Genomic DNA, 23,912 nt, shown 5'->3' with positions numbered 1-23,912 from the left:
TTTTATTCCTTCCATTTATCTAAATCATATTCAGAGTGAGTCAAGACAGCACGAATATAAACTTTTTTCCGATTATAATGTATTGCTGTTATTAACCTTACTTTATTACCGCCGATATTAAATACTGTTAGCTTCCCAACTTGATCGGCAGTAGAAAAAATTTGTTTCACTTCAGCAAAAGAGTTAAAATTAGCTTGCTTAACTAACTGATACCATTTCTTTAAAGCTGTTTTAACTTCTGGATAACATTCGGCAAATTCATTTAATTTTTTACGGCTAATAATGTGCATATTTCTTTTTAAAACAATTCATTTGAATCATTCTAAGACTTAATTCCCTCCATAAATAATGAGTCACTTTTGCGCACTCTCCCATCGGGTAATACGTCTAAATAATAACTATTGAAATTCGGGATACGGGATTCATTGGCTTGACAGATTTTAATATCAATAAACCCAACTTTTGCTAGTAATCTGCTGAGGGAAAATCGATCGTACATCCACTGGTGAATCTCGCCACTTTCTCGAAAATAACCGATTTGAGTAGGATTAAGAGCAGAGTTAGAGAAATTTTTACCCCTTAACTGATTGATCATTTGTTCTCCTTCTACTCCTAAGCGTTCAATGATAAATTGTTCGTTAGGTAAGGGGTTTTGAGCAAGATATTTTTTCATCTCACCTCCTGACTCATTCCTAACTACTTGATCATACATTTCTAACATGATCCAATCATAGTTATTTGTGGCTTCTTCTGAGCCTTGTAAGGCATTTTCAAGGGATTGTAAATAAAGCCTTGCAATTTGTTCTAAATCGGGAATAACGACTCGAATAATGCCCTGAGATTCTAAGACTCGATAGCATTCTTGTAAGAAAGATTGGGCTTCGTTTTTCGGGAAGTGTTCTAAGATATGAGAGTGATAAACTACTTCAAAAGTGCGATCGGGAAATGGGATTCCTTGACGTAAGTTATGGGCAATTACTCCTTCTCCAGTGGAGGTAAAATCAACATTTGTCCAGTTAGGATTAAAATGATTGCCACAACCTAAATTAAGGAATTTTTTGGTAATTTTTGGATTAGAAATATTCTCTAATTGTGAAACTTCTACTTTACTAAACCAATAACCAGTATTATCAATTTGATTTAAGTAAAATTTCAGATTATGGGTAGTTTGATATTCACTAATTGCCTGTCGGCAACCTTCCCACGCCCCATAGTCATCAATTTGGATTAATCCATTATCTACAACATTATCATAAAGATTATTGAGAATAGCTTTTGTTGAATCATACCAATCACCGTCCATGTGCAGAAAAGCTATATTTCCCATTTTTTCCCTATTTTCTGGTAAAGTGTCTTGAAAATAACCTTTAACTGTTACTAATAAATTACTCACCCCTAATTTTTGACATACTTCCTTAACGCTATCTTCAGGGGCGGCACAAGTACCTGTACCCCATCCCGTAGCCTCTGCATCCATGCCGTTTTGTGTATCTTCGGCGGTGGGTTTAGGCATTCCTGAAAAAGAATCACAGGCATAAATCAAACGGGGTATTTTACTATAACGCTTAATCACCGAAGCCATTAGAGCAGTTGAACCTCCTCCTGCTACGCCACACTCGACAAAATTACCCTCGATATTTTCCTGACAAATTCTTTTAGTTAAAGTGTATAAAGAATATAAACGAGGTTCAGTCAGCATGGTATAAGGGCGAATCACAGCCATTAATGCTCGAAATTCCTGATCTTGGGATGCTTGGGGATCAATATTGGGATATTTGCCGTTAATTTCGTTTAATAACTCTTGTGCTTGTTGATTATGGGGGAATAGCCTTAATTCTTCTAAAAGGGATTCTCTTGCGTTTCTAATCGCACCGGGGGAATTCATTTTTAAGAAACAGATTGCCCTTAAATAGTCGATATTTTCGGTGGGAATTTTTAGGGATTTAATGTGATTGAGGATTTTAAATGAGTTTTCGGTATAACCCATTTTTAGGGCATTATCTGCTTGTTTTATTAAGTTATTAAGGTTATTATCACTAAGTTCGGTTAATAATAATTTAGCTTTTTTATGGTTAGGATGAACCGCTAATAAACTATTTAAAGATTCTACCGCTTGGCTTGTTTGTCCAGTTCTAGCAAGGGCGATCGCTTTTCCGTAATCAATATTAATATTATTATTTTTGAGACTGTTTGCTAAATTTAACGCTGAAATATCATTTTTATTGTTAATGGCATCAATAATAGTTGTGATTTCATTAGTTAATTGAGTAGTGTTTCTTGCCCCACTAAAAATAGTCTGCTCGGTAAAATCATCGGTTTCGACATTTCTGATAACGTAGGGGGGATGTTTTAAGGGAAAAATCATTTCTGAGGTTGCCATATTTGCTTGAGTACTATTACCTTTAGTATGGGTTGCATCAACATCAAAACCAATATTAGAAATTAAGTTTTCATTGGGTAAAATAGTTAATCCATTATTAATAAACTCTGTTAGTTGGAAGATATAAGCCCAACTGTTAATTTTTCCTTGATAAACAGAATCAAATATATTTGTCCAATAGTCAATAGCTTGAGAGTCAGAAAAAACGGAAGCAAGTAAATTTTTCTCTTTTACTTCTTGCCATGTTTTCATGGAATTATCATATTTTGCCCATGCCCGTCGCCAACTAGCCCATCCCCAACAATGGTTATAACGGGAGAAATAATAACTATATTCGGTTTTATTGCGTCCAAATTGAAAATTATCCCCTGAAATAAACATTATTCGCTCATCATCTCGATATTTTTCTAATAATTCCTGACAGTAACGAAAAAAGGTGGGATGGGGTAAACAGTCATCCTCTAAAATTATCGCTTCTTCTACCTGCTCAAATACCCAATCTAAACCGCTACTAATTCTCTGACGACAACCTAAATTAACATCAGAATAGTTAGTTAATATCTCACAATCCCAGTCAACTTGATCAATTATTGCCCTTGTTTGTTGGCATAATTCCACTTCTCCTTGTTTATCTCTCCTTGCACCATCGGCAACTACTAATAATTTGGGCGGTTTTGCTTCACGGATAGTGTTAAATACTTTTTGGGTAGTATCAGGGCGGTTAAAGATGAAAAAGGCGACGGGGGTAGTTAATTTCCAGTGCTGAACACGAAAAGAATTAATTTGAATCAAAGGTTTACTTCTGTTTTGTTGATAACTTATAAATGTTGAAGATTGACTCATATTTAACTCTTGTCTTTTTTTGATGGCATTTTCGATAGGTTTTAAAGTTAAATAAGCACAATAAGCCCCTAAATGTTTTTCCTGAAGATAATTATTAATTGAGTGAACATATTGAGGATTAACAACTTCTGCTAAAAGTTTAACATCCAGTGGTTTAACTGGCATCTTACACATTGCTTGGTAATTTAGATTATTCTGAGTGCTTCTTTGTAAATTCATTGACTCTAAATCCAAGCCATTTTTTTGGAAAAGTTCTCTCTGCCAAATTCTATCTTTTCGTCTTGATGGTGGTAAAGTTAACATTGATAAAGCAATTTCAGGATCAAGAAAAGGTGACCAAACTTTAAATCCAAATTGTTTAGGCACAATAAAAAGATAAGATAGTAGTGTAATCTTAAATCTCATTGCCTGAATGATGCGGTAACTAGGAATCTTCAATGATTCTATATTTTGTTCATAAAAATATTCAATTATTGAATTTTTACCTTTAAAATTACTATACTCCGAATTACTATTTAGTCCATGCGTATAACCTAATTTTTGTAAATCTTCTGGAGAATATAAATTATCAATATTAACGCTTCCCGCCCAAGCATCTCCAATAATACCGCTTAAAAAAGGATTACCTCCAGCTATTTTAGGCATTATTTGATTGTAAAATTCAATGTGATACATACCATGAGCATGGGTTGAAATACCAAATAATTTATCCCACTCATCGAAATATTGATGAAAATAGCCTAATGGTATCTGTTCCCACTTTGTCCCAAAAATTTCTGATAATTTTCGAGCATGGACAACTTCAAAAGATTCTGATTGATTTTGTGACAAACCATAGGTAAATGATCTAATTCTTGATTTATTTTCAATAAAATAAGTTAATATTCGAGAATCATAACCTCCACTGGTAGGAAGGATAATCTCCCCTTCTACGGATTTCTCCCAATTACGAATCGCTGTATGGAGTAAATGCAATACATCATCTTCATGGGAAGTTTTCCCAATCCATGTTTCAGCAATATCTTCTAAATATTCGATCTTGATTTTTCCCTTTTCATCAAAGGTTAATCGGCATGAATGCCTTAAAAATTTAACGTCTTTGATAGGAGTTTGTTCTAATATAGAATAGCCAAAATCAAGATAATTGTTAAATCCTTCTGGATGAAATTCAAAATTAACAAAATCAATTACATTATTAATATTATGGCTAACTTTTCCTGTTTTCTCGTTATAGAAAATTGGTTGAGATGCTAACCAATCTGTCTCAAATATTTTTGGTTGATTTGAATTCATTAGAATGTCTATGTTAGAACTGAGTTTAAATTGTAGATCAGATACATTTATAGTTTCGTTCAATATTTAGTTATCTTTTAAAATACCCTATTATTCGTTAGGTTGCCTTTACGATAAAATTTTGTAACAATTAAAAGTTTGGCAAATAGAACGTGTCATAAATTTTAGGACAGTAAACCCTGATATTCCTTCAGAATAGGACTTTAAGGAAGCCAGTTTTCATCGAGGATTTGCTCTAAAGGTGCGATCTCCCCGTGCTAATCTAAATAAATTAATAGCCAATCTGGTTCAATATGGCATTCTTGACGATCAACATAATTTTCGATTATTTTATGATCCTTATATTTTGCTTCCAGAATTTCTCCCTTAACTAATTTAGTGATTATTTGTTTGAGTTTATTGATATTTTTTACTCTTTTTTTCATGGTTTTTACATCTTTATCGAGCTTTGGAAATAGGCGAGTGCGTTGTGCGTGGCAGATGCTTTCGAGATAGAAGTTTTGAGAATGAGGAGGTGCGATCGCAGGGTTTTATTGAGTGACACTTTCAGCAGCAGAAATTAATTGAGGTAAATTAGCTAAAACGTCCAGATACCACCACCAACAAACAGGAGAGATATTTTCTGACTCTCTTTTCTTCTTTAAATCTACTACAGTTGATAATTCAGTATAAAATCCTTGGGCATTTTTGATTAATAATTGATCTGCTAGAGATAATTGTTGTTTTTCAGTTTCACTTAATTCTGTTTCTATTAATGCCAATTGATCTCTAATTTGTAAAGTTTCTAAGTGTTCAAATCCACTAACATCTGGATATTTTACATTAATTTTATAGATTTGTAATAATTCCTGTTTCATTGCTTTAAGTCCTTTACTATTCCCAAATATTTAAACGATAATTTACCGAAATAGGAGTCAGGATTATCTGGAGGAAATGCCGTTTCCATAATTCCTTCCATGTTACACATTGCTAACCAAAGACGATTTTTGTACCTACTAACAATAGTTGGATATATCCAATTATTATCCTGATAAACATATAATTGTGCTTCTGGTTTATTAATAATACTTAATATTATGGACTCATATTCGTCTATGGTGCAAGTAGAATGTACATGTTTACGAGCAATTCTTTTTTTGAGATGAATTTCTGCTTTTTGAGGTTTCCAAATTAATTGACTTTTTAGCTTTTCAATAATTAGTAGAACATCAGTAATTGTATTATTTTCTTGAGGTTTCATAAAGGTTGATTTTACATCTATTTCAGATTACAACTCAGTTAATAGCTAATATGATTAAGATGTCACTATTAAATCCCCAATTACAAGGTAATCCTTGCTGTAATTCAACTTGCTTATAAAAAAGATTAATTGCCTCTGTGGTACTTAATCCTAACTTTTGAAAAATATCTTCTACTTTAGTTTTCAGTTTGGCTTCCATTCTAGCTCTTACGGTTACCGTTTTAGTCATAACTTAAATATTTAATTTTTATCTATTACTTTAGCCCATTGTGGCTACGCTCCCCCATGATGAAGTTTTATAATTTAGGTACAAGAGATTCTTAGTGCGATCGCATTTCCCCTCGAAATCGAGCTTTGGAAATAGGTGGGTGCGTTGTGCGTGGCAGATGCTTTCGGGATAGAAGTTTTGGGAATGTGGGAGGTGCGATCGAGTTTGATACATTACGATAACCCATCTTTGTCTAGCAATAAATCTCTTATAATAAAAATTAGATTTATTTGTCAAAATAAAGTATATATCTAATGAAGTTTCAAGTAATATTTACTTTCGATGTAGAATATGATGGGTATGTTGCAGAAGTACCTAGATTGCCGGGTTGCGTTAGTCAAGGAAAAACAATGGATGAGGCGATCGCAAATATAAAAGATGCAATTCAAGGATATTTATATGTACAAGAGAAACACCAAATTGATGATTTTTTGGCATATAAATAATTGTTTTTAAAGAAAATGAAATACAGTCAAGTTTTGAGAGGGTAGAGTGCGATCGCTGTTTTGTGAGGAAAAGGGACGATCATTATTTTATGAGAGAAAGTGCGATCAATCAGTAGAATAAATATATCTGTGAAATTACCAAAAACAGTTATTCTTTGCCTTTCGCTCAGTGTGAGAAGAATATCTAACAAATTAGATTGTGACTGTATTTATTCTTCATTGAGAAAAGGATTAATGACTTGAATTGTTTCTGAATTCCAAGTAATTCTCTGTTGCTCTTGTAAATCTTCTGTTAGTAAAAAGTTACATTTTGCCATTAAGGCGGCTGCTATAATTAAGCTATCGTAAAACGAAAATCCATAACGTCCTTTAATTGCTATGGCGATTACAGTTATCTCAGAAGTCAAAGGAATAACATTTACTAGGTCTAAAATTTGCTCAATAACCTTATAAATCTGATTTTCATCTAAGGAGGTTTTACGAAAAAGAGTATTCGCTACCTCATTGATTACTTGAGTGGATATAACCATTTCCACCTGTTGATTTTCAAGGAAATCTAAGGAAATTTTTTCCTTTTGTTTTTCTAACTCGGTTTTAGCTTCTAAGATAGAATATAAAAAAATATTGGTATCAATAAAATATTTATCTGGCATTGCGTTCCTCCCTGGAAGGAATCTCAGAAATAGCCACCTTATGTTCTCGACACCACTTGACAAAATTTCGTCTTTTCTGATTTCTTATTTGTCTAATTTCCGTAGATTTAACAGAAAGTGAGGCAATAAATGATTCTGCTTTTTTAAGTTCGTCATCATTTTCAATTTCAATAATTAGTCGCATTTCAACCCCCATAAATAGCTTTTTTCTAGTTTTTAGCATATCCCATTTCATACCCAAGGCGGTCAACTGTTCTAAGAAAGCCAATTTTCATCTAAAATTTGCTCTAAAGGTGCAATGGGCTGTTTGGGGAAGGTATCAAGGGAGAGTTGAGAGTGTTTAGAAGCAAGCTCTCGTCCATCATCATAGGATTCTAAATAAATTTCGACTAAATAGCGTTTTAAACTAGGACTAGCTTTTAATTCTTTTCTAATCTGCTTCCTAAAATTAGCAATTTCTCTTTCCCAATGTCCTCTATTTCTTTCTCTTTCGGAATCCCAATAGTGTAAGATGAGCAAATGTTCAATTAATCTCATTAATAAATTTTCCAATTTTCTTTTGTCACTTCGGCTCAAACTTAATACTTCTTCAACCAAATTTTCCCAGTCAAGGGAATCTAAGTCTCTATTTTCTAATTTTTTGACCGTTTCTAAGACCCAAAGATTGTAGTCGGTATCGTACAAACTTTTATTTTCAGTCTTTACTTGAGTTACCATATTTTTTACGTTTATTATTTCCCTAGTTCCAATTATAGAATAACGATGAAGAGCTATTTTTAAAAGGGTAGAGTGCGATTTCTGTTTTGAAGTGGAGAAGTGCGATCAGGCGTAGCCTGCCACTTTGTGATCGCCCTTACTCAAAGAGTCTCATAATGAAAACGACAAGCAAGAAAATCAATTTGAGTGTTGGTAATATGATAAACCAAACGATGTTCTAAATCAATTCTTCTTGACCAAATATTACCTTCCATGTATTTTAGCGGTTCTGGTTTGCCAATACCTTCAAAAGGATTTTTCATCACTTCAGTAACTAAATCTAATATTTTTTCCGCCTTTTTTTTGTCATTTTTAAACCACCATTGCAAATCACTTTTAAACTGACTACTAAACCCCGGAACTTGCGGAAAATTTGATTGTATATCTCCTCGAAGAGAATTTTGTTTTTTCTTTTTACTCAATTCCTAATTCTCCTTTTAATTCTTCCACAGATTGGGGTTTAATTTTACCCGTGATGGATTCTTCTAAGGCATCAAATAAATGACGAGAATTAGCAGGATTTCTGAATAAATAAACGGTTTCAACTAAGCTACGTAAGTCGGACTCGGCAATTAATGCAACATTTTCACCCTGACGACGATTAATAATAAAAACTTGATGATCTTCTACAACTTTATCTAAAAGTTTAAATAATCCGTTTCTGGCTTCTGTGGGGGAAGTTATTTCATAACTAAACATAATTTGCTCTCAGCTTTTGTGTACATAGTTATGTACATCTTATCATGATTTTTGTTTTTGGGGAGAGGTGCAATCAATTTTAATTTAGGAAAGGTTTAGAGTGGGATCATTATTTTATGAGAGAAAGGGCGATCTTTGTTTTGTGAAAGAAAGGGGCGATCACTTATTTTGGAAAAGTAAAGTGCGATCGTTATTTTTTAAAAAAGCCAATTTTCATCTAAGATTTGCTCTAAAAGTGCGATCGGTTGTTCTGGAAAAGTTTCAAGGGGGAGTTGAGAATGTTTAGAAGCTAATTTACGACCTTTTTGATAACAGTCAAGAAATTTACTGCCTATATAGTTATTTAAACTGGGACTATCTTCTAATTCAATATTAATTTGCTGTTGAAAACTCAAGATTTCTCGTTCCCAATGCCCTCTATTTCTCTCCTTTTCTACTGACCAATACTGCAAGATTAGTAAATGTTCAATTAGTTTTATTAATAAACTCTCCAACTTTCGTTTATCCCTTTTGCTCAAGTCTAAAACCTCTTCAATTAAATTATCCCAATCCAAAGAGTCTAAATCTTTATTTTCTAATTTTTTTACGGTTTCTAAGACCCAAAGATTATAGTCAGTATCATACAAACTTTTATTTTCAGTCTTTACTTGAGCTACCATATTATCTACCTCTATTATTTCCCTAGTTCCAATTATAGAATAACGGTGAAGGGCTATATTTGAGAGGGGAGAAGTGCAATCAGTTTTAATTGTAAATTTAGGGTATCATCGGGCGTAGCCTGCCACTTTGTGTGCGGTGAATCAAATCCTGTGTCTATCGGAGTAGTGTTTTATTTCAGTTTGGTTTGATAAATTGATCTAACTCTTCATAATCGGGCAGTTGAGCATCTACAATTTCACCGTTTCTGATCAAGGTGCGATCGCCCTGGTTTCGTGATAAAAGTTCACTGAAATAGCGACCCTTAAAAATAATAAAATCTGCGGTATCTCCTACACTTATTTTGCCAAGGTGGGGTAGTTTGATCATTTTTGCTGGAGTTTTAGTTACAGAGGTAATCCAGTCGCTGTAGGGGGTATCTAGGTGAGCAATACGCACAGACTGGGTAAATACTTCTAACATATCATGATCACCAAAACCATAAAAAGGATCTCGACAATTATCACTGGCAAAAGCCACGTCAATCCCTGCATTTTTTAACTCCTTTACCCTAGTTACTCCCCGCCAAAAGGGAGTTGTTTCTTCCTGTCTATCTTGCAAATAGAGGTTACACATGGGTAAACTGACGATACTGATATTTGCTTGTTTTACTAGCTTAATGGTTTTTTTGACCACCTCTGGAGGTTGTACCGCTAAACTACAACAATGACCACATACAATGTTACCTTGATAGTTCATTTTAATAGCAGTTTGAGCTATTTTTTGTAAACAAATTGAGTCTATTTCGTTGTTTTCGTCAGCATGAAAATCTAAATCTAAGTTACGCTCCATGGCGAGTTGAAATACTTTTTCTATCTGTTGATCTATATCTCCATTCATATACGCAACTCCCCCCAAAATACCCTCATTTTCTGCCATTTTATCGGCTAATTTTGCTCCATCAGGGGTCAGAAAATAATCTAAACTTACTAAGGATACTGCTTGAATTGTTAATTTATTTTGCCATTCTTTTTGTAGTTGTTTCCAGATTTCTACACCCATAAAAGAATCATAACTATAACAGTCTAAATGGGTTCTAAGGGCGATCGCACCGTGGGCATAACTACACTTTAAACCAAAATTCATTCTGTGATAGACTTCCTCTTCTGTCCAAAATTGGGCATCATGTCTGGCAGTTTGTAAAGCCGTGGCAAAATCTCCTTTCAAATTAGGAGAACGTTGATAAATATGTCCTTTATCTAAATGGGTATGAATATCCACAAAACAAGGTAACACAATACCTTTTTTTAAATCTTTTCCCTTAGTTTTATCGCTAGTCTGAGTAATTTGTTTTATACTTCCTCCTTCAATTTCAATGTCACAAAGAACTAAATTTTCTCTAGTTTTTTTATCAAATTTTGCTGTACTATTTTCAATTAAATCATAGGGTACATGAGCATTTTTCAACCAGTAGTTATTATTCATTATCTATATAGTGATTTTTATATTTTTATAGTTATTGGGTATATTTGCTATTTTAAAGCTCACTTTATCAGAGAGAATTTAGGGATATTATTTTATATTTTATAAACACAATAATTACTATAATATTTTTTTGAGCTAATATCTTAAAATAACTAAATTTAACGATTCACAACTGCTTTTATTTCTTCCAATTTAGTCCATAACTTATCAGTTTTTAATAAACCCTTAACAACATCAATTCCATCTTCCATACAAGCAGAAAAACCACAACGCCAGAGATAAAAACCACCATTTAAAATCACACTATCAGACAAAATAGATTCCTGTCCCTGCAAGAGTTTACGTAACTCTTGATAATAACTTTCATAATCCTTTAATTCCACATCATGGCGACTTAAATTAAAATCTTCAGGATGAATTTTAAGATACTCATAACCCTCATCATTTGCAGAAGAATTAATACAGATAATTGTAGTCTGTGCTAATTTTAAATCTGGGCTACCTTCTAACCCTTTGATAAGGGTAAACTGTTTTACACCTCTTAAATTGAGAGCTTCCCTAATCATCTTTTCCGTGGGTGGATGGACAAAACCAGCCATCAAATGACTATGGCCTTGGTAGGGTTGCCACATTAATTCTAAAGTTGCTAAAGGAGGTCGTTTGCCAATTTCTTCTCTGTATTGTACCAAGTTATTTGCTAGGGAAAAATGTTGCGGTAAATAAAAGAAAGAAAAGTTCGTTTCTTGTAATAAATATTGAGCTTTTTCTATGGTTAACTCACTTAAATTCACTCCCAAATTTTGCCAAATTTCAACGAGGGGTAATCCATATTTTGTGGGCATGGTTTTTCCACCGTGCATTAAAACAGGGATATTATGGTAAGCCAAAATCAGAGCGGTGACGGGAGAAATGGGGGCAGTGCGCGATCGCCCATCATAGGGTATTCCGAGTATAGTTAAGGGATAACTGGTATTAGGGATAGTATCTAGCATTCCCCCTAAATCACTGTAAGCATCCAACATTCCAGCTAGTTCGATGCCTGTGGGACGTTTGATGCGTTGGGCAATCAGAAAAGCACCGATTTGGGCAGGGGTAGCTACCCCCTCTAACATCATCGTGGCGGCTTGACGGGCTTCTTCTCTGGTCAAATCTTTATGGGTATGCGCCCCACTACCAACTTTTTTTAATAATTCTCTGAATTCTGCGCTCATGTATGATGGATTTTCGTTAAAGTTAGGGGTTGTCTAGGATTTAGACAATGAAGTTATTTTAATCTATGGAGGGAATTTTATTCAGATGTTTAAGGGCTGATTGGGCATAAATTTTACTTTTTTCGTTTCCTGTATTAGCAATATTTATTAAAACATCAAGGGATTCTTGGGCATCAATTTGTTGCCAAGTATAACAAAGATTTTGAATGATTTGATCGGATTTTTTTGCTAGGTCATGATTTTGGTAAAATTTTAGAGATATTTTTGTAATATTTTCTTTTATTTCTGGTTTATTTATTCTTCCTAAAATTGCAATTATTTCACAACAAATTTCTTCTGAAACTAGGTACAATGCTTTTTCGAGGGCATAAATACTATGGGTGGTTTCCTGCCAAGCTAAGGATTTTATGATGGTATGTTGTAGGGGAATGGGGGTATATTGTTTGATGAGGGTAGAAAAAAGGATGTCGGTGGCTGATTTATTAGCTATATGGCTTAGGGAGATAGCTGTTTGTTGGCATACCGTTAAATCGATGTCATCGAGGAAAGGGGCGATGAGATTTACTAATTGTTGGGAGGTGTAATATTTGCTTTTACGTGTTAGTCCAATTAATGCTTCTTTTCTAATACTTGAATTGTAGTCTCTGAGGGATTTTTCCAAAATGGGAATAATGTCAGGGTCATCAAAATTGCTTAAAGAGGCGATCGCACTTAATCTCACATCTACATTATCATCATCTGCCACAGAGATTAGGGGTTTAATAACTAAACGGTGGGGAATTTGGGCTAATGCCTTGGTGGCGAGAAGACGATAATCAGGAGAATCGAGGAGGGTAGTTAAAATGGAAATAGCTCTTTCCCCTTGACTGGCTAAAATTTGAGTACCGACACTAATCAAATCTTCATCTTCTGTGGTATTCAATAATTCACTGATGATTAAGATGATGTCAGGATTCTCTAGTTGACTAATAATCTTAAGGGCAAACCAGCGATACTCACTATCCTCATTTTCATTCAGAATGTCCTCTTTTAATGGTTCAATCACCACGTCACCGTATTTTACCAAAATCTTGGCGATCGCCCATCGCTCTTCAAAACTACCATTTTTCAAAACCACAAGGGCAGAATGTAAAGAAAAACACTCAAGATTATTCAAAGGGGTATTGCTCTGTTTAGGTAAATACATTATTTTCTTCTGTTTCTTTGTGGTACCAGCCATTAACCACCTCAGTCTAAAGGAATTAATAACCCTGATTTCGTCATAAAGAATACATTTTGATCATTTCTATGCAAAAAACGTATCGATTCATAGCTTTAATTACATAAAAAATAAATTTTACAAAAATGCTCCCCCATTTTGGATACAAATTAGTGTACTATTTACCCCTTTAAACTCAGTCCTGAGTAGGAGCCAAATCCATAGAATCATGGAAAGCCTTTGCTAAACTTTCTAAACTAAACAGATTTTCCATGTAAGGGAAATAACCCAATACAGGAATTTTAGTAAAAGACTCAATCATTTTTTTCGGAGTCCAATTATTAATCTGCTCCTTGGTACAAGGATGAACACAGTTAAAAATAATTCCTTTGAGGTTAATATTATGTTGTCTAGCAAGGGCTACATTTGCTACCGTATGGGCGATCGCCCCTAACTTCACAGGAACAACCAAAATAGTATCCAAAGCCCAACTATCAGCCACATGGGCAATGGTCAAATCATCCGTAATAGGAGAACCCAAACCCCCCAAAGCCTCCACCAAAAAAAGATCATACCTAGACTCTAAAGTTCGTAATTGATGATGAATCAAATCCATATCAATGGCGCGATTTTCCAAAGCCGCCGCCACTGGGGGAGCCAAAGGGGCATCATAACGTAAAGGAATCACCACATCATCAAAAAATTTGTCATAAAACTCCGCATCCCCCACACTACCCGTCTGTAACAACTTCATCAACCCCGTAGATACATGGGGATAATAAATCTTGTAATACGCTCTCCACGCAGTAGTTACAATGGTCTTTCCTGCATCCGTATCCGTACCCGTAATAAATAAAGTTTTCATGAAAAAATCAAGAATAGCTCAAAATAAATGAAGCAAAATGGTATATATATTGTAAATTAGAATACAGGAGCAAAACTTCTCTTATTTAAAAAGGGTAAGATAAAGATTAAATTATTATTAAATTTTACGAGGTTAAAGAATTTGCCGTGAGTAATTCTGCCACTTTAACACTCAGTCCCATGTTACAGCATCAAGTATCCGACAATAATCGCCTTAGATTATTTTCAGGATCAGCTAACATCGGACTAGCTACAGAAGTAGCGCGCTATCTAGGCATGGATCTAGGGCCCATGATTCGCAAGAGATTTGCCGACGGAGAGTTGTACGTCCAAATCCAAGAATCCATCAGGGGGTGTGACGTTTATCTCATTCAACCCTGCTGTAATCCTGTCAACGATAACTTAATGGAATTGCTGATCATGATTGATGCCTGTCGTCGGGCATCAGCACGGCAAATTACCGCAGTTATACCCTACTATTCTTACGCCAGAGCCGATCGCAAAACCGCTGGTAGGGAATCCATCTCCGCTAAATTAGTGGCGAACCTAGTCACCCAAGCAGGGGCTAACCGAGTTTTAGCCATGGACTTACACTCTGCCCAGATTCAGGGATATTTTGACATTCCCTTAGATCATGTTTATGGTTCCCCCGTAATTCTTGACTATCTCCTTCAAAAAGAGTTAGAAGACTTCGTGGTAGTATCCCCCGACGTAGGCGGAGTAGCCCGTGCTAGAGCCTTTGCTAAAAAATTAAATGACGCACCCCTAGCCATTATTGATAAACGTCGTCAAGCCCATAATGTGGCTGAAGTGATGAACGTCATTGGTGATGTGAAAGGAAAAAATGCCATTTTGGTAGATGATATGATTGACACCGCAGGAACACTACTCGAAGGGGCAAGACTTCTCAAAAAAGAAGGTGCTAAGAAAATTTACGCCTGTGCCACCCATGCTGTATTCTCTGGGCCTGCCATCTCCCGTTTATCTAGTGATGTCTTTGAGGAAGTAATTGTAACTAATACAATTCCTGTACCCTTAGATAATTATTTTCCTCAGCTCAAGGTGTTATCCGTAGCAAACCTACTGGGTGAAACTATTTGGCGTATCCATGAGGATAGTTCGGTAAGTATTATGTTCCGTTAATTTTTATTAAAACTAAGCAAAAAGAAGAGGGGGTAAAACCCCTTTTTTCATGAAAATCCATAATTAATCTACGGTTTCATAGTCTCCTGTGATGGTTTCATCTTGGTCATAGTCAAAATCAAATTCCACAGTACCCCCAGAAATCTGGCTCAAACCGCTAAGAATTTCATCTTCAATACTCTTGAATTCAGGATCAAGATCATCTCCGTCTAAGGATTCAAACATGGTTTCTCCTGGGGATTCAGCACTGGCATCTGGGGTTTGGGAAACGTTTTCATAGGCTTTGCTACCTAATCCAATAATGGTTTCTCTCAAATCATTGATCATCGACTCTACTTCACTTACAGGAACATCATTAGAATCAATGGCTTGGGCAATTTTGACTTTTTTCTGATTAATTTCTTCCTGTAAACTTTCCCCCACAAGGAAAGGATTTTTTTCTAAGCTCAATTCATAGCTATATAACAGGCTATCTAATTGTTTTTTGATCTCTACCAATTGTACCCGACGGCGATCGCTCGACGCATATTCTTGGGCTTCTTGGCGCATAGATTCAATTTCCTTGGCATCCAAAGAACCTGTATTACTAATTACAATGCCCTGCTCAATGCCCGTCCCTGTTTCTCTAGCACTTACTTTGAGAATACCATCCGCATCAATATCAAAAGATACCTCAATTTGGGGTACCCCTCGGGGCGCTGGGGGAATACCCGTCAACAAAAATTTACCCAAACTCTTATTATCCTTAACCATAGAGCGTTCCCCTTGCAATACATGGACTTCCACGGAAGTTTGACCATCTACGGCGGTGGAAAATACTTGAGCCTTACTGGTGGGAATGGTGGTGTTGCGCTCAATAATTTTGGTGAATACTTCCCCAAGGGTTTCTAAACCTAAAGATAGGGGGGTAACGTCCAATAAAAGAAGGTTGCGCACTTCTCCTCCTAATACGCCTCCTTGTACCGCTGCCCCTAGGGCTACGGCTTCATCGGGGTTGATGGAGCGATCAATGGGGATGCCATTGCCGAAAAATTCTTCTATCTTGGCGGAGATGGCGGGGCTACGGGTTGAACCTCCCACTAATACCACTCGATTAATTTGTTCTTTGCTAAGTTCTGAATCGGCGATCGCCCTTTCCATGGGAGGAACAATTTCCTGCACGAGGGGAGCGATTAATTCTTCAAGGTGAGGTCGAGAAAGTTCTAGCTCTAAGTGTTTAGGACCACTATCATCGGCGGTAATGAAAGGTAGGTTAATGGAGGTTTCCATGAGGTTAGATAGTTCTATCTTGGCTTTTTCCGCTGCTTCCCTGAGCCTTTGCAGTGCCATTTTATCGGAACTAAGATCTATACCCTCTTGCTCCTTAAATTTTTCTATTAACCAATCAACGATGACTCCATCAAAGTCGTCTCCCCCTAATTGGTTATTCCCCGAAGTGGATACCACCTCAAAAATACCGTTGCCCAGTTGTAATACAGAAACATCAAAAGTTCCGCCCCCAAGGTCAAACACCAGCACATATTGATCTTGATCTTGTTTATCTAGTCCATAGGCAAGGGCGGCGGCTGTAGGCTCGTTAATAATCCGCATTACCTCTAACCCTGCGATGGTGCCTGCATCTTTAGTGGCTTGTCTTTGGGCATCGGTGAAGTAGGCAGGAACGGTTATTACAGCTTGGCTAACAGGTTCTCCTAAAAATGTCTCTGCATCGGCTTTGAGTTTTTGCAGAATCATGGACGAAATTTCTTGGGGGGTAAAACTACGATCCTGTATTTGCACATCTACGGTGTCGTCTTTTCCCTTAACACATTTATATGTTACCCGAGTGCGATCGTGATTGCTATCAGACCATCTTCTACCTATAAATCGCTTAATACTGTAAACGGTATTTTCTGCATTGGTGACAGCCTGACGCTTGGCCAGTTGTCCCACTAGGCGCTGAGAACCCTTCCCAAAGCCAACAATACTGGGGGTTGTGCGAGAACCTTCTTGATTATTGATAATTAACGGTTTGCCCCCTTCTAAGACGGCTACACAACTATTTGTTGTTCCTAAATCGATTCCGATTACTTTTCCCATAACTGACAGCAGTTGCGATTTATAAGTTTTTTTGTGGTGTTGATATTGACATTTCTTTACAGGATACCCTAGGAATATTTATTGTTATCAACTATTGCTTTTTATCACAATCATTTTTGATATTCTATACCCTCACCTAAGGGTAATTTATTTTAATCAATTTTTTACAGAGCCATATATAGTTGGCTCTTTTTGGGTTTTTCCTGTTAGTTTTTATTAGTTAATATTACTAATACAAGGTGTTGATTAATTTTCCGCATTTTCACCATTATCTGGGGTAGCGGTTGCTTCATTTTCATCATCATCTTTGGGCGCCGCCACTTTTACCATAGCATAGCGTAATACTTGATCGTTGAGAAAATAACCTCTTACTAATTGTTCCATAACAGTGCCTTCAGGATATTCATTAGTAGGCTCCCGGAGCATGGCTTCTTGGAAATTGGGGTCAAAGGGTTCTCCTTCGGGACGCATGGCGGATACTCCTAGTTTCTTGAGGCTATCCACGAAGGTTTTATATACCCCTTGATAACTTTTATGGATACCCATTTCCCCTTCATTGGCTGGTTTAATTTGGGTTCTAGCCCTTTCAAAGTTATCTACCACTGGGAGTAATTCACTGATGGTTTTCTTTTTGATGGTGGTTTCTTGTTCTTCTTTTTCCTTGGCACTGCGACGGCGGAAGTTATCAAAGTCGGCGGTTAGTCTCATGAACTGACCTTGAATACTTTTGGTTTGCTCTTTTTGGGTTTCTAGTTGTTGGTTTAGGTGGGCGATTTCTTCTTGTAAAAGGGCGATCGCCTTTAGACTCTCACTTTCACTATCTTCAGTTTCCAAAGACTCCTGCTCCTCTATATTCTCAGAAGTTTCAGAAGTTACACCCTCATCTGCCGTGGCTACTTCCTCCGATTCATCCACCAAAACTTCAGGTTCCATAACCGAATCCACATCTTGATTTTCTTCTATATTTTCTTGTTCTTTAATTTCTTGATCCAATTCCATATAATTATTTGTTTCAGTCATAGCTAACTGCAATAAAATTTACTTGATAGTTACCCATAATTGTAACTAATTATAGGTACTTCGTTAAGTTTAACTCTACAAAATGCTTAGAAAAAACGACCATAGTAATTTACATCTTAGGATAAGATAAATAGTAAGGAAAAATATCGTTATCAGTAAGCAAACTATGACCCGTAGCTATTATTTTGATTCTGAAGCCAAAAAAAGTTTTGAACTACCTGGGGCAAAACCCCATTATAATCCAGATCGCTATGGGCAAGTACAACATATTTTCCTTGACCTAGAATTAGACATCAGCACCCAAAAATTTGGGGGGACTTGTAACATTACCCTCACCCCCATCCGAGAAAATATTAACCAACTTACCCTTGATGCCGTCGATCTTGAAATAGAATCAGTTTTAATTAATAATATCAGTCAACCCTTTGATTATGACGGTGAATTTTTGACTATCAATTTACTAGAGCCTAGCACCACAAAAGACCTAGTAATTGCCATTAAATATAGTAAAGAAAAACCCCAAAGAGGACTTTATTTTATCACCCCCGATGAACATTATCCAGATAAACCCAGCCAAGTATGGACTCAAGGGGAAGACGAAGATTCCCGCTACTGGTTTCCTTGTTTTGACTATCCCGGACAGTTAGCCACTTCTGAAATTAAAGTAAAAGTTCCTACGGAATATACCGCAATTTCCAATGGAGAATTAGTAGGAGTTGAAGAAGTAGAAAATAGTAAAATATATCATTGGCTACAGCCCCAAATTCATCCCACTTATTTAATGACTTTAGCTGTGGGCAAATTTGCCAAAATTGAGGATAAATGGCAAGATATTCCCGTAGATTATTATGTAGAAAAAGGCAAAGAAAAAGAAGCTACCATCAGCATGGGTAAAACCCCCAGAATGATCGAGTTTTTTAGTAAAAAATATGGTTACAATTATCCCTTTTCAAAATATGCTCAAGTGTGTGTGGATGACTTCATTTTTGGGGGAATGGAGAACACATCTACTACTCTATTAACGGATCGTTGTTTGTTGGACGAAAGAGGGGCTTTGGATAACGATCGCACCGAAAGCCTTGTCGCCCATGAATTAGCCCATCAATGGTTTGGGGATTTGGTGGTAATAAAACATTGGAGCCATGCGTGGATAAAAGAAGGGGCAGCCTCCTATGCGGAGGTACAATGGACAGAGCATGAATATGGACATGATGATGCCCGTTATTATCTGTTAGGGGAAGCTAGAAGCTATTTACAAGAAGATTCCTCCCGTTATCGTCGCCCCATTGTCACCAATGTATATCGGGAAGCCATCGAATTATATGACCGTCATTTATATGAAAAAGGTGCTTGTGTTTATCACATGATTCGTTCTATTTTGGGGGATGAATTATTTGATCGGGCGATTCATACTTTTATCAATGATAATGCCCATAAAACGGTAGAAACCATCGATTTATTAAGGGCGGTGGAAAAAGCAACAGGGTACAATTTAGGCTCTTTATTTGATCAATATGTTTTTAGAGGGGGACACCCTGATTTTAAAATAAGCTACAGTTGGGATAATGATTCTAATTTAGCTTGTGTAACGGTAAAACAAACCCAAGCTACGGAAAAGGATGGCAAATATGTTGATCTATTTGAGTTAAAAATTCCCCTCGCTTTTGGTTACTATTGCGCTCAAAATGGCGTTACTTCTCAGGAGTTTCTTCTTAAGTTAAATAAACCAGAACAAAGTTTCTATTTTCCTTTAGCCCAAAAGCCTGATTTTATTAGCTTTGATGTTAATAATAACCACTTAAAAACTGTTAAATTAGAATATGGATTTAGTGAGTTAAAAGCTCAGTTAAAATATGATCCAGACCCCATTTCTCGCATTTACAGTGCGATCGCCATTGGCAAAAAAGCTAATTTAGAAGCGGTAAAAACCCTAAAAGAAGCCTTTTTAAATGAACCTTTTTGGGGAGTAAAAGTAGAAATTGTAAAACAACTAGGCAAAATAAAACTAGATCAAGCCGTTAATACCCTCGTAGAATTTTTAACCGAAGAAAATCACCGTGTCAGAAGAGCCGTAATCGAAGCCCTCGGCAAACATAAAACCAAAACCAGTTATAATGCCCTCAAACAAGTGGCGATCGCCTCTGATCCTAGTTATTATGTGGAATCATCTGCTATCAACGCCCTCGGCTCATTGGTGACGGGTACTTTAGCGGACAAAGAAAATGAGGTAATCGAGCTTTTAGGTCAAATTCTGAAAGAAAGAAAGGGCTTAAACGAAATAATTAGATCGGGGGCAATCAACGGCTTAAGTAAACTAAAAACCAACCCCGCCGCCGCCGACTTAATCGCCGAATATACCAAACTAGGCACACCTCAACCCCTCAGATTAACCGCCATTCGTTGTCTTGGGGCAGTAGCCAAAGGGCAAAAAGCAGATAAACTCACCATTATCCTCGAACAATTTGAAGACATCCTCAAAGATACCTTTTTCCTCACCCAAATGGCACTTATCAGCGGATTATCTCAAATCGAAGATTCCCAAGCTATTAATCTCCTATCTACCCTTGCCGAAAGTACCCCCGATGGTAGGGTAAAAAGAAGGGCAGAGGAAGCCATAAACCAAGTGAGAGGTAAGTTAGGCAAAGATAAAAATCTTGAAGATTTACGCCAAGCGGTAGATAAACTCAAAGAGGAAAATCAGGATTTAAAAAGTCGTTTAGCTAAACTAGAAGAAAGGTAATACTAAGTCCGATTTATAAAACATACTTTTATTTATTGTTTTGGCAATGGGCTTAAGCCCATTGTTCGTTTTATTTGGGATACTTTTCCCTGATAAAATTAAGAGCTTGGGATTTGGTAGTAATATCCCCATCTAAAAATAATCCTTTAACAGTTTTTAAAATAATTTGATATTGGGGGCTTGGTTTATAACCTAATTGTCTTAAATCATTCCCATCGATGGGGGAGTTTGTTTTGCTCCAATGGAGAAGATAATGCCAAATATTTGACCTAATTTCTTTATTACTTTTTACAGCAATTAAAATTAAATCAAGGGGTTTATAACCACTAAAAAACTCTACTTTTTCACTTAATTTATTATTATCATCAAAACTATTTTGTATCTTTTCTTGATTATTTTCTAAGTGAGCTAATCTTTCTATACTATCTTTTGGTAGTTGTAAATTTTCAGCTACTTTTACCCTTATTGGTAGTTCAAGGCTAGTTAAAATTATTTCTAAACGTAACAACCAAGAAGGAATTTTCTGATTTTCCTTCTCAAGATTATAGTATCTTAACCAACGATCTAAATAACGAATTTGCCACCATATTTCTGGGGTAATTTTACATTGAGGATGAATGCAACCGAGCGCCCCTAATTGTTGCAGGAGTGTGAGGGCTTTTTTCCAGTAATCAGCCTGTAAGATATAACTTAATTCACCCTTAAGACGAGTGGTGAGGGCTGGAATGGATGTTTTTTCGAGGGATACCTTTTCAAAAATACCGCTACCGATGGCATATTCAATATATTCCAAGGTTTGAGGCTCAATGTCAAAATTTAGTCGCGCCGCAAAGCGCACTCCTCGAAATATTCTGGTAGGATCTTCAATGAAGCTATTGGGATGTAATACACGGATAAAGTGCGATCGCACATCAGCCACTCCCCCAAAAAAGTCCAGCAATTCCCCTTGACTCGGCTTAGTTAAACGCACCGCTAGGGCATTAATAGAAAAATCTCGGCGGTATAAATCTTGACGAATTGAACTAGCTTCCACCTCTGGATTAGCTGCGGGATAAGGATAAAACTCCGTGCGCGCCGTGGCAATATCCACCCATAGGGAATCTAAATTATCATCATTGTGCCAAAGTAAAGCCGCCGTTTGAAAATCTCCATGGATACTCAGACGGGCTTGGGGATAACTTTCCTGTAGGGCTTGGGCAAGGGCAACCCCCGCTTCTGTGGTGGTATTACGATGAAAACCATCTACCACCAAATCAATATCCTGTAACTTGAGGGTATCATTATCCCCCGTGAGTAACAAATCCCTAACACCGCCCCCCACCAGATAAAGATGCCATCCTTTTTCCTCGGCATATCGGGCGGCTTTTTGTAACAACTCCCACATGGGGGGGTGTAATCTTTCTTGAAACGAGGGTAACAAACAGGAAACCACAGGGGATGCGGGGGTATGTTGCTGTTTACTGATGCGGGTTTGATGGAGTTGCCGTAAAATGTCGGTGCGGGTGACAATACCTACCAAATTACCGTTATCTAACACAGGAAGTCTGCCGATGTCATGGTTTACCATCATGGCTTCGATGGAGGATAAACCCGTATGGGGGGAGATGGTTTGCAGATTTTTGCTCATATAACCCTTGACAGGGGCATGGGCAAAACCGTGGTGGAGGGCAATGTCAATATCTCGACGAGAAATAACTCCCACCAATTCCCCTTCCTGATTAACAATACATAGCCCTGAGTGTCCATAACGTAGTAAGATACGTTGAGCTTTTTCGATGGTGGTTTTGGGGCGAATGGTGCGCACGGGGGAAGACATTAAATCGAAGGCGGTGAGGGCGAGGGGGATTTGTTGATGGATTTCGGCTTTAATTTCTTCTAAAATTTCTTGGGGATTATCACAACGGATGGAAAAAGAGGCGGCACTACTATGTCCACCCCCTCCATATTTGGCAAAAATTTGTCCTAAGTTAACGGAGTCTAGCTTTGAGCGTCCGATAATTCCTAGTTTATTTTGGCTACCTTTTTTTTGTTGATAAAAATGGGCAAAGATTAATACATCTACTTCGATTAAATCCCCGACTCTGGCTACTAAACTGGATAATCCCGGGATAAAATCAGGGGTTTCTAAGAGGGTAAAGGCGATCGCACTTTCATTAATATATTCCGTTTCTACCTTACTTAAAACATCGGGAAGTAAATCCTGTAATTGAGGAGATAAACTAGGTTCGGCATATTCCGCCACCATGGATAAATTCACCCCCATTCCCATTAACCAACCCAAGGCAAAAGCATCTCTTTGGGTAGTTTGTTCAAAAGTGAGAGAACCAGTATCCCCATGGATTCCCAACGCCATCACCGTGGCTTCAATGACATTGAGGGTAATATTATGTTGTTGTAAAAGTTCACAAATAATTGTGCTAGTAGAGCCTACTTTTTCGATATATTTATTAGTAGCCGTCAAACTATGTTCATTTTCAGGGTGATGATCATAAATAGTGACAGATTCCACATTAGGTAACGATAACCATTGTACTGCTTTCCCGATGCGATCGCCCCTTTGAGTATCCACAATGAAAATATGACGAATTTTCTCAGGACGAATAGTACGACGATCAATCAAAGCCAACTCATCACAGTGAAAAGCTAAAAAATTTTTTACCGAAGGATGCTCCCCCCCCGTCAACACAATTTTTGCCCGACGATGAATCTTGCTCAAACCCACCGCCGCCCCCAAAGTATCAAAATCCGCCGTCTGATGACACAAAATTAAATCCATACTACCCATCATAATCTTTCCACCAAACAAATATACCAATCTTACTCCCCATAAATCATAGTTAAAGGAAAAAAAATTTGCTATAATCAATTGATTAACATACACTTTACTAGTCCTGAGTTTGCACATATTAAGCCATAAGATTATGGTGTAACATGGGAACAGTTACTATTCACAGAAAA

The 23,912-nt window shown here is 36.8% G+C and carries 22 protein-coding genes; 3 read left to right on the top strand and 19 right to left on the bottom strand.

Annotation, left to right across the window (positions count from 1 at the left end):
* Positions 1-2: 2 nt before the first annotated feature.
* The 6 genes from ACXITR_RS06540 to ACXITR_RS06515 all read right to left on the bottom strand — a co-directional run bounded on the left by ACXITR_RS06540 (position 3) and on the right by ACXITR_RS06515 (position 5,985).
* Positions 3-290, bottom strand: coding sequence for a type II toxin-antitoxin system HigB family toxin (locus tag ACXITR_RS06540; RefSeq protein WP_457996426.1), 288 nt, complete (start codon positions 288-290; stop codon positions 3-5).
* A gap of 32 nt (positions 291-322) precedes the next feature.
* Positions 323-4,516, bottom strand: a complete 4,194-nt coding sequence (locus tag ACXITR_RS06535; protein ID WP_457996425.1) for a TylF/MycF/NovP-related O-methyltransferase — start codon at positions 4,514-4,516, stop codon at positions 323-325.
* A 257-nt stretch (positions 4,517-4,773) separates the two neighbouring features.
* Entirely contained in the window at positions 4,774-4,998 is a 225-nt protein-coding gene (locus ACXITR_RS06530) for a type II toxin-antitoxin system YafQ family toxin (protein WP_457996451.1), read from the bottom strand.
* A gap of 48 nt (positions 4,999-5,046) precedes the next feature.
* A complete protein-coding gene (locus tag ACXITR_RS06525; protein ID WP_457996424.1) occupies positions 5,047-5,373 on the bottom strand; it encodes a hypothetical protein in 327 nt (108 codons plus the stop codon).
* Positions 5,370-5,756, bottom strand: a complete 387-nt coding sequence (locus ACXITR_RS06520; RefSeq protein WP_457996423.1) for a hypothetical protein — start codon at positions 5,754-5,756, stop codon at positions 5,370-5,372. Before ACXITR_RS06520 ends, ACXITR_RS06525 begins: the two co-directional genes overlap by 4 nt.
* Positions 5,757-5,790: 34 nt before the next feature.
* On the bottom strand, positions 5,791-5,985 hold the full coding sequence (locus tag ACXITR_RS06515) for a type II toxin-antitoxin system RelB/DinJ family antitoxin (protein ID WP_457996422.1): 195 nt from the start codon (positions 5,983-5,985) through the stop codon (positions 5,791-5,793).
* Between the two features lie 293 nt (positions 5,986-6,278).
* On the opposite strand from ACXITR_RS06515, the gene ACXITR_RS06510 reads away from it, so the two are divergent.
* Positions 6,279-6,470: a type II toxin-antitoxin system HicB family antitoxin gene (locus tag ACXITR_RS06510; RefSeq protein ID WP_457996421.1), complete on the top strand. Its 192-nt coding sequence runs from the start codon at positions 6,279-6,281 to the stop codon at positions 6,468-6,470.
* A 209-nt stretch (positions 6,471-6,679) separates the two neighbouring features.
* Here ACXITR_RS06510 and ACXITR_RS06505 read toward each other — a convergent pair whose 3' ends face one another.
* The 10 genes from ACXITR_RS06505 to bioD all read right to left on the bottom strand — a co-directional run bounded on the left by ACXITR_RS06505 (position 6,680) and on the right by bioD (position 13,973).
* Positions 6,680-7,123 carry a PIN domain-containing protein gene (locus ACXITR_RS06505; protein ID WP_457996420.1) on the bottom strand — a complete coding sequence of 148 codons (444 nt, stop codon included), beginning with the start codon at positions 7,121-7,123 and terminating at the stop codon, positions 6,680-6,682.
* Positions 7,113-7,307, bottom strand: coding sequence for a hypothetical protein (locus ACXITR_RS06500; protein WP_457996419.1), 195 nt, complete (start codon positions 7,305-7,307; stop codon positions 7,113-7,115). Before ACXITR_RS06500 ends, ACXITR_RS06505 begins: the two co-directional genes overlap by 11 nt.
* A gap of 71 nt (positions 7,308-7,378) precedes the next feature.
* A complete protein-coding gene (locus ACXITR_RS06495; protein WP_457996418.1) occupies positions 7,379-7,840 on the bottom strand; it encodes a DUF29 domain-containing protein in 462 nt (153 codons plus the stop codon).
* A 140-nt stretch (positions 7,841-7,980) separates the two neighbouring features.
* Positions 7,981-8,301 (bottom strand): Txe/YoeB family addiction module toxin, encoded by a 321-nt coding sequence (locus ACXITR_RS06490; protein ID WP_457996417.1) that lies wholly within the window; start codon positions 8,299-8,301, stop codon positions 7,981-7,983.
* Entirely contained in the window at positions 8,294-8,578 is a 285-nt protein-coding gene (locus ACXITR_RS06485; RefSeq protein WP_457996416.1) for a type II toxin-antitoxin system Phd/YefM family antitoxin, read from the bottom strand. Before ACXITR_RS06485 ends, ACXITR_RS06490 begins: the two co-directional genes overlap by 8 nt.
* Positions 8,579-8,775: 197 nt before the next feature.
* A complete protein-coding gene (locus ACXITR_RS06480; RefSeq protein ID WP_457996415.1) occupies positions 8,776-9,237 on the bottom strand; it encodes a DUF29 domain-containing protein in 462 nt (153 codons plus the stop codon).
* Positions 9,238-9,412: 175 nt separating this feature from the next.
* Positions 9,413-10,699: a cytosine deaminase gene (locus ACXITR_RS06475; protein ID WP_457996414.1), complete on the bottom strand. Its 1,287-nt coding sequence runs from the start codon at positions 10,697-10,699 to the stop codon at positions 9,413-9,415.
* Positions 10,700-10,857: 158 nt separating this feature from the next.
* Entirely contained in the window at positions 10,858-11,910 is a 1,053-nt protein-coding gene (locus ACXITR_RS06470) for an anthranilate phosphoribosyltransferase family protein (RefSeq protein WP_457996413.1), read from the bottom strand.
* Positions 11,911-11,968: 58 nt separating this feature from the next.
* Positions 11,969-13,096, bottom strand: a complete 1,128-nt coding sequence (locus ACXITR_RS06465) for a HEAT repeat domain-containing protein (protein WP_457996412.1) — start codon at positions 13,094-13,096, stop codon at positions 11,969-11,971.
* Positions 13,097-13,304: 208 nt separating this feature from the next.
* Positions 13,305-13,973: a dethiobiotin synthase gene (gene bioD, locus ACXITR_RS06460; RefSeq protein WP_457996411.1), complete on the bottom strand. Its 669-nt coding sequence runs from the start codon at positions 13,971-13,973 to the stop codon at positions 13,305-13,307.
* A 146-nt stretch (positions 13,974-14,119) separates the two neighbouring features.
* On the opposite strand from bioD, the gene ACXITR_RS06455 reads away from it, so the two are divergent.
* Positions 14,120-15,115, top strand: a complete 996-nt coding sequence (locus ACXITR_RS06455) for a ribose-phosphate pyrophosphokinase (protein ID WP_457996410.1) — start codon at positions 14,120-14,122, stop codon at positions 15,113-15,115.
* 63 nt (positions 15,116-15,178) lie between these two features.
* Here ACXITR_RS06455 and dnaK read toward each other — a convergent pair whose 3' ends face one another.
* On the bottom strand, positions 15,179-17,194 hold the full coding sequence (dnaK, locus tag ACXITR_RS06450) for a molecular chaperone DnaK (RefSeq protein ID WP_457996409.1): 2,016 nt from the start codon (positions 17,192-17,194) through the stop codon (positions 15,179-15,181).
* Positions 17,195-17,440: 246 nt separating this feature from the next.
* A complete protein-coding gene (gene grpE, locus ACXITR_RS06445; RefSeq protein ID WP_457996408.1) occupies positions 17,441-18,214 on the bottom strand; it encodes a nucleotide exchange factor GrpE in 774 nt (257 codons plus the stop codon).
* A gap of 166 nt (positions 18,215-18,380) precedes the next feature.
* Here grpE and ACXITR_RS06440 point away from each other — a divergent pair, with 166 nt between their 5' ends.
* Positions 18,381-20,954, top strand: a complete 2,574-nt coding sequence (locus ACXITR_RS06440; protein WP_457996407.1) for a M1 family aminopeptidase — start codon at positions 18,381-18,383, stop codon at positions 20,952-20,954.
* 70 nt (positions 20,955-21,024) lie between these two features.
* Here the strand turns inward: ACXITR_RS06440 and ACXITR_RS06435 are convergent, their stop codons facing one another.
* Complete coding sequence (locus tag ACXITR_RS06435) at positions 21,025-23,730, bottom strand: CBS domain-containing protein (protein WP_457996406.1); 2,706 nt, start codon at positions 23,728-23,730, stop codon at positions 21,025-21,027.
* Between the last annotated feature and the right edge of the window lie 182 nt (positions 23,731-23,912).

This window comes from Cyanobacterium sp., assembly GCF_054166785.1.
This window is presented reverse-complemented; position numbering and strand designations above follow the sequence as displayed.

Coding starts and splice junctions, on each gene's coding strand:
- ACXITR_RS06495 (WP_457996418.1), bottom strand. CDS start 7,840: ATGGTAACTCAAGTAAAGACTGAAAATAAAAGTTTGTACGATACCGAC.
- ACXITR_RS06440 (WP_457996407.1), top strand. CDS start 18,381: ATGACCCGTAGCTATTATTTTGATTCTGAAGCCAAAAAAAGTTTTGAA.
- ACXITR_RS06435 (WP_457996406.1), bottom strand. CDS start 23,730: ATGGATTTAATTTTGTGTCATCAGACGGCGGATTTTGATACTTTGGGG.
- ACXITR_RS06480 (WP_457996415.1), bottom strand. CDS start 9,237: ATGGTAGCTCAAGTAAAGACTGAAAATAAAAGTTTGTATGATACTGAC.
- ACXITR_RS06510 (WP_457996421.1), top strand. CDS start 6,279: ATGAAGTTTCAAGTAATATTTACTTTCGATGTAGAATATGATGGGTAT.
- ACXITR_RS06540 (WP_457996426.1), bottom strand. CDS start 290: ATGCACATTATTAGCCGTAAAAAATTAAATGAATTTGCCGAATGTTAT.
- dnaK (WP_457996409.1), bottom strand. CDS start 17,194: ATGGGAAAAGTAATCGGAATCGATTTAGGAACAACAAATAGTTGTGTA.
- grpE (WP_457996408.1), bottom strand. CDS start 18,214: ATGACTGAAACAAATAATTATATGGAATTGGATCAAGAAATTAAAGAA.
- bioD (WP_457996411.1), bottom strand. CDS start 13,973: ATGAAAACTTTATTTATTACGGGTACGGATACGGATGCAGGAAAGACC.
- ACXITR_RS06475 (WP_457996414.1), bottom strand. CDS start 10,699: ATGAATAATAACTACTGGTTGAAAAATGCTCATGTACCCTATGATTTA.
- ACXITR_RS06485 (WP_457996416.1), bottom strand. CDS start 8,578: ATGTTTAGTTATGAAATAACTTCCCCCACAGAAGCCAGAAACGGATTA.
- ACXITR_RS06470 (WP_457996413.1), bottom strand. CDS start 11,910: ATGAGCGCAGAATTCAGAGAATTATTAAAAAAAGTTGGTAGTGGGGCG.
- ACXITR_RS06465 (WP_457996412.1), bottom strand. CDS start 13,096: ATGTATTTACCTAAACAGAGCAATACCCCTTTGAATAATCTTGAGTGT.
- ACXITR_RS06505 (WP_457996420.1), bottom strand. CDS start 7,123: ATGCCAGATAAATATTTTATTGATACCAATATTTTTTTATATTCTATC.
- ACXITR_RS06520 (WP_457996423.1), bottom strand. CDS start 5,756: ATGAAACCTCAAGAAAATAATACAATTACTGATGTTCTACTAATTATT.
- ACXITR_RS06535 (WP_457996425.1), bottom strand. CDS start 4,516: ATGAATTCAAATCAACCAAAAATATTTGAGACAGATTGGTTAGCATCT.
- ACXITR_RS06515 (WP_457996422.1), bottom strand. CDS start 5,985: ATGACTAAAACGGTAACCGTAAGAGCTAGAATGGAAGCCAAACTGAAA.
- ACXITR_RS06525 (WP_457996424.1), bottom strand. CDS start 5,373: ATGAAACAGGAATTATTACAAATCTATAAAATTAATGTAAAATATCCA.
- ACXITR_RS06500 (WP_457996419.1), bottom strand. CDS start 7,307: ATGCGACTAATTATTGAAATTGAAAATGATGACGAACTTAAAAAAGCA.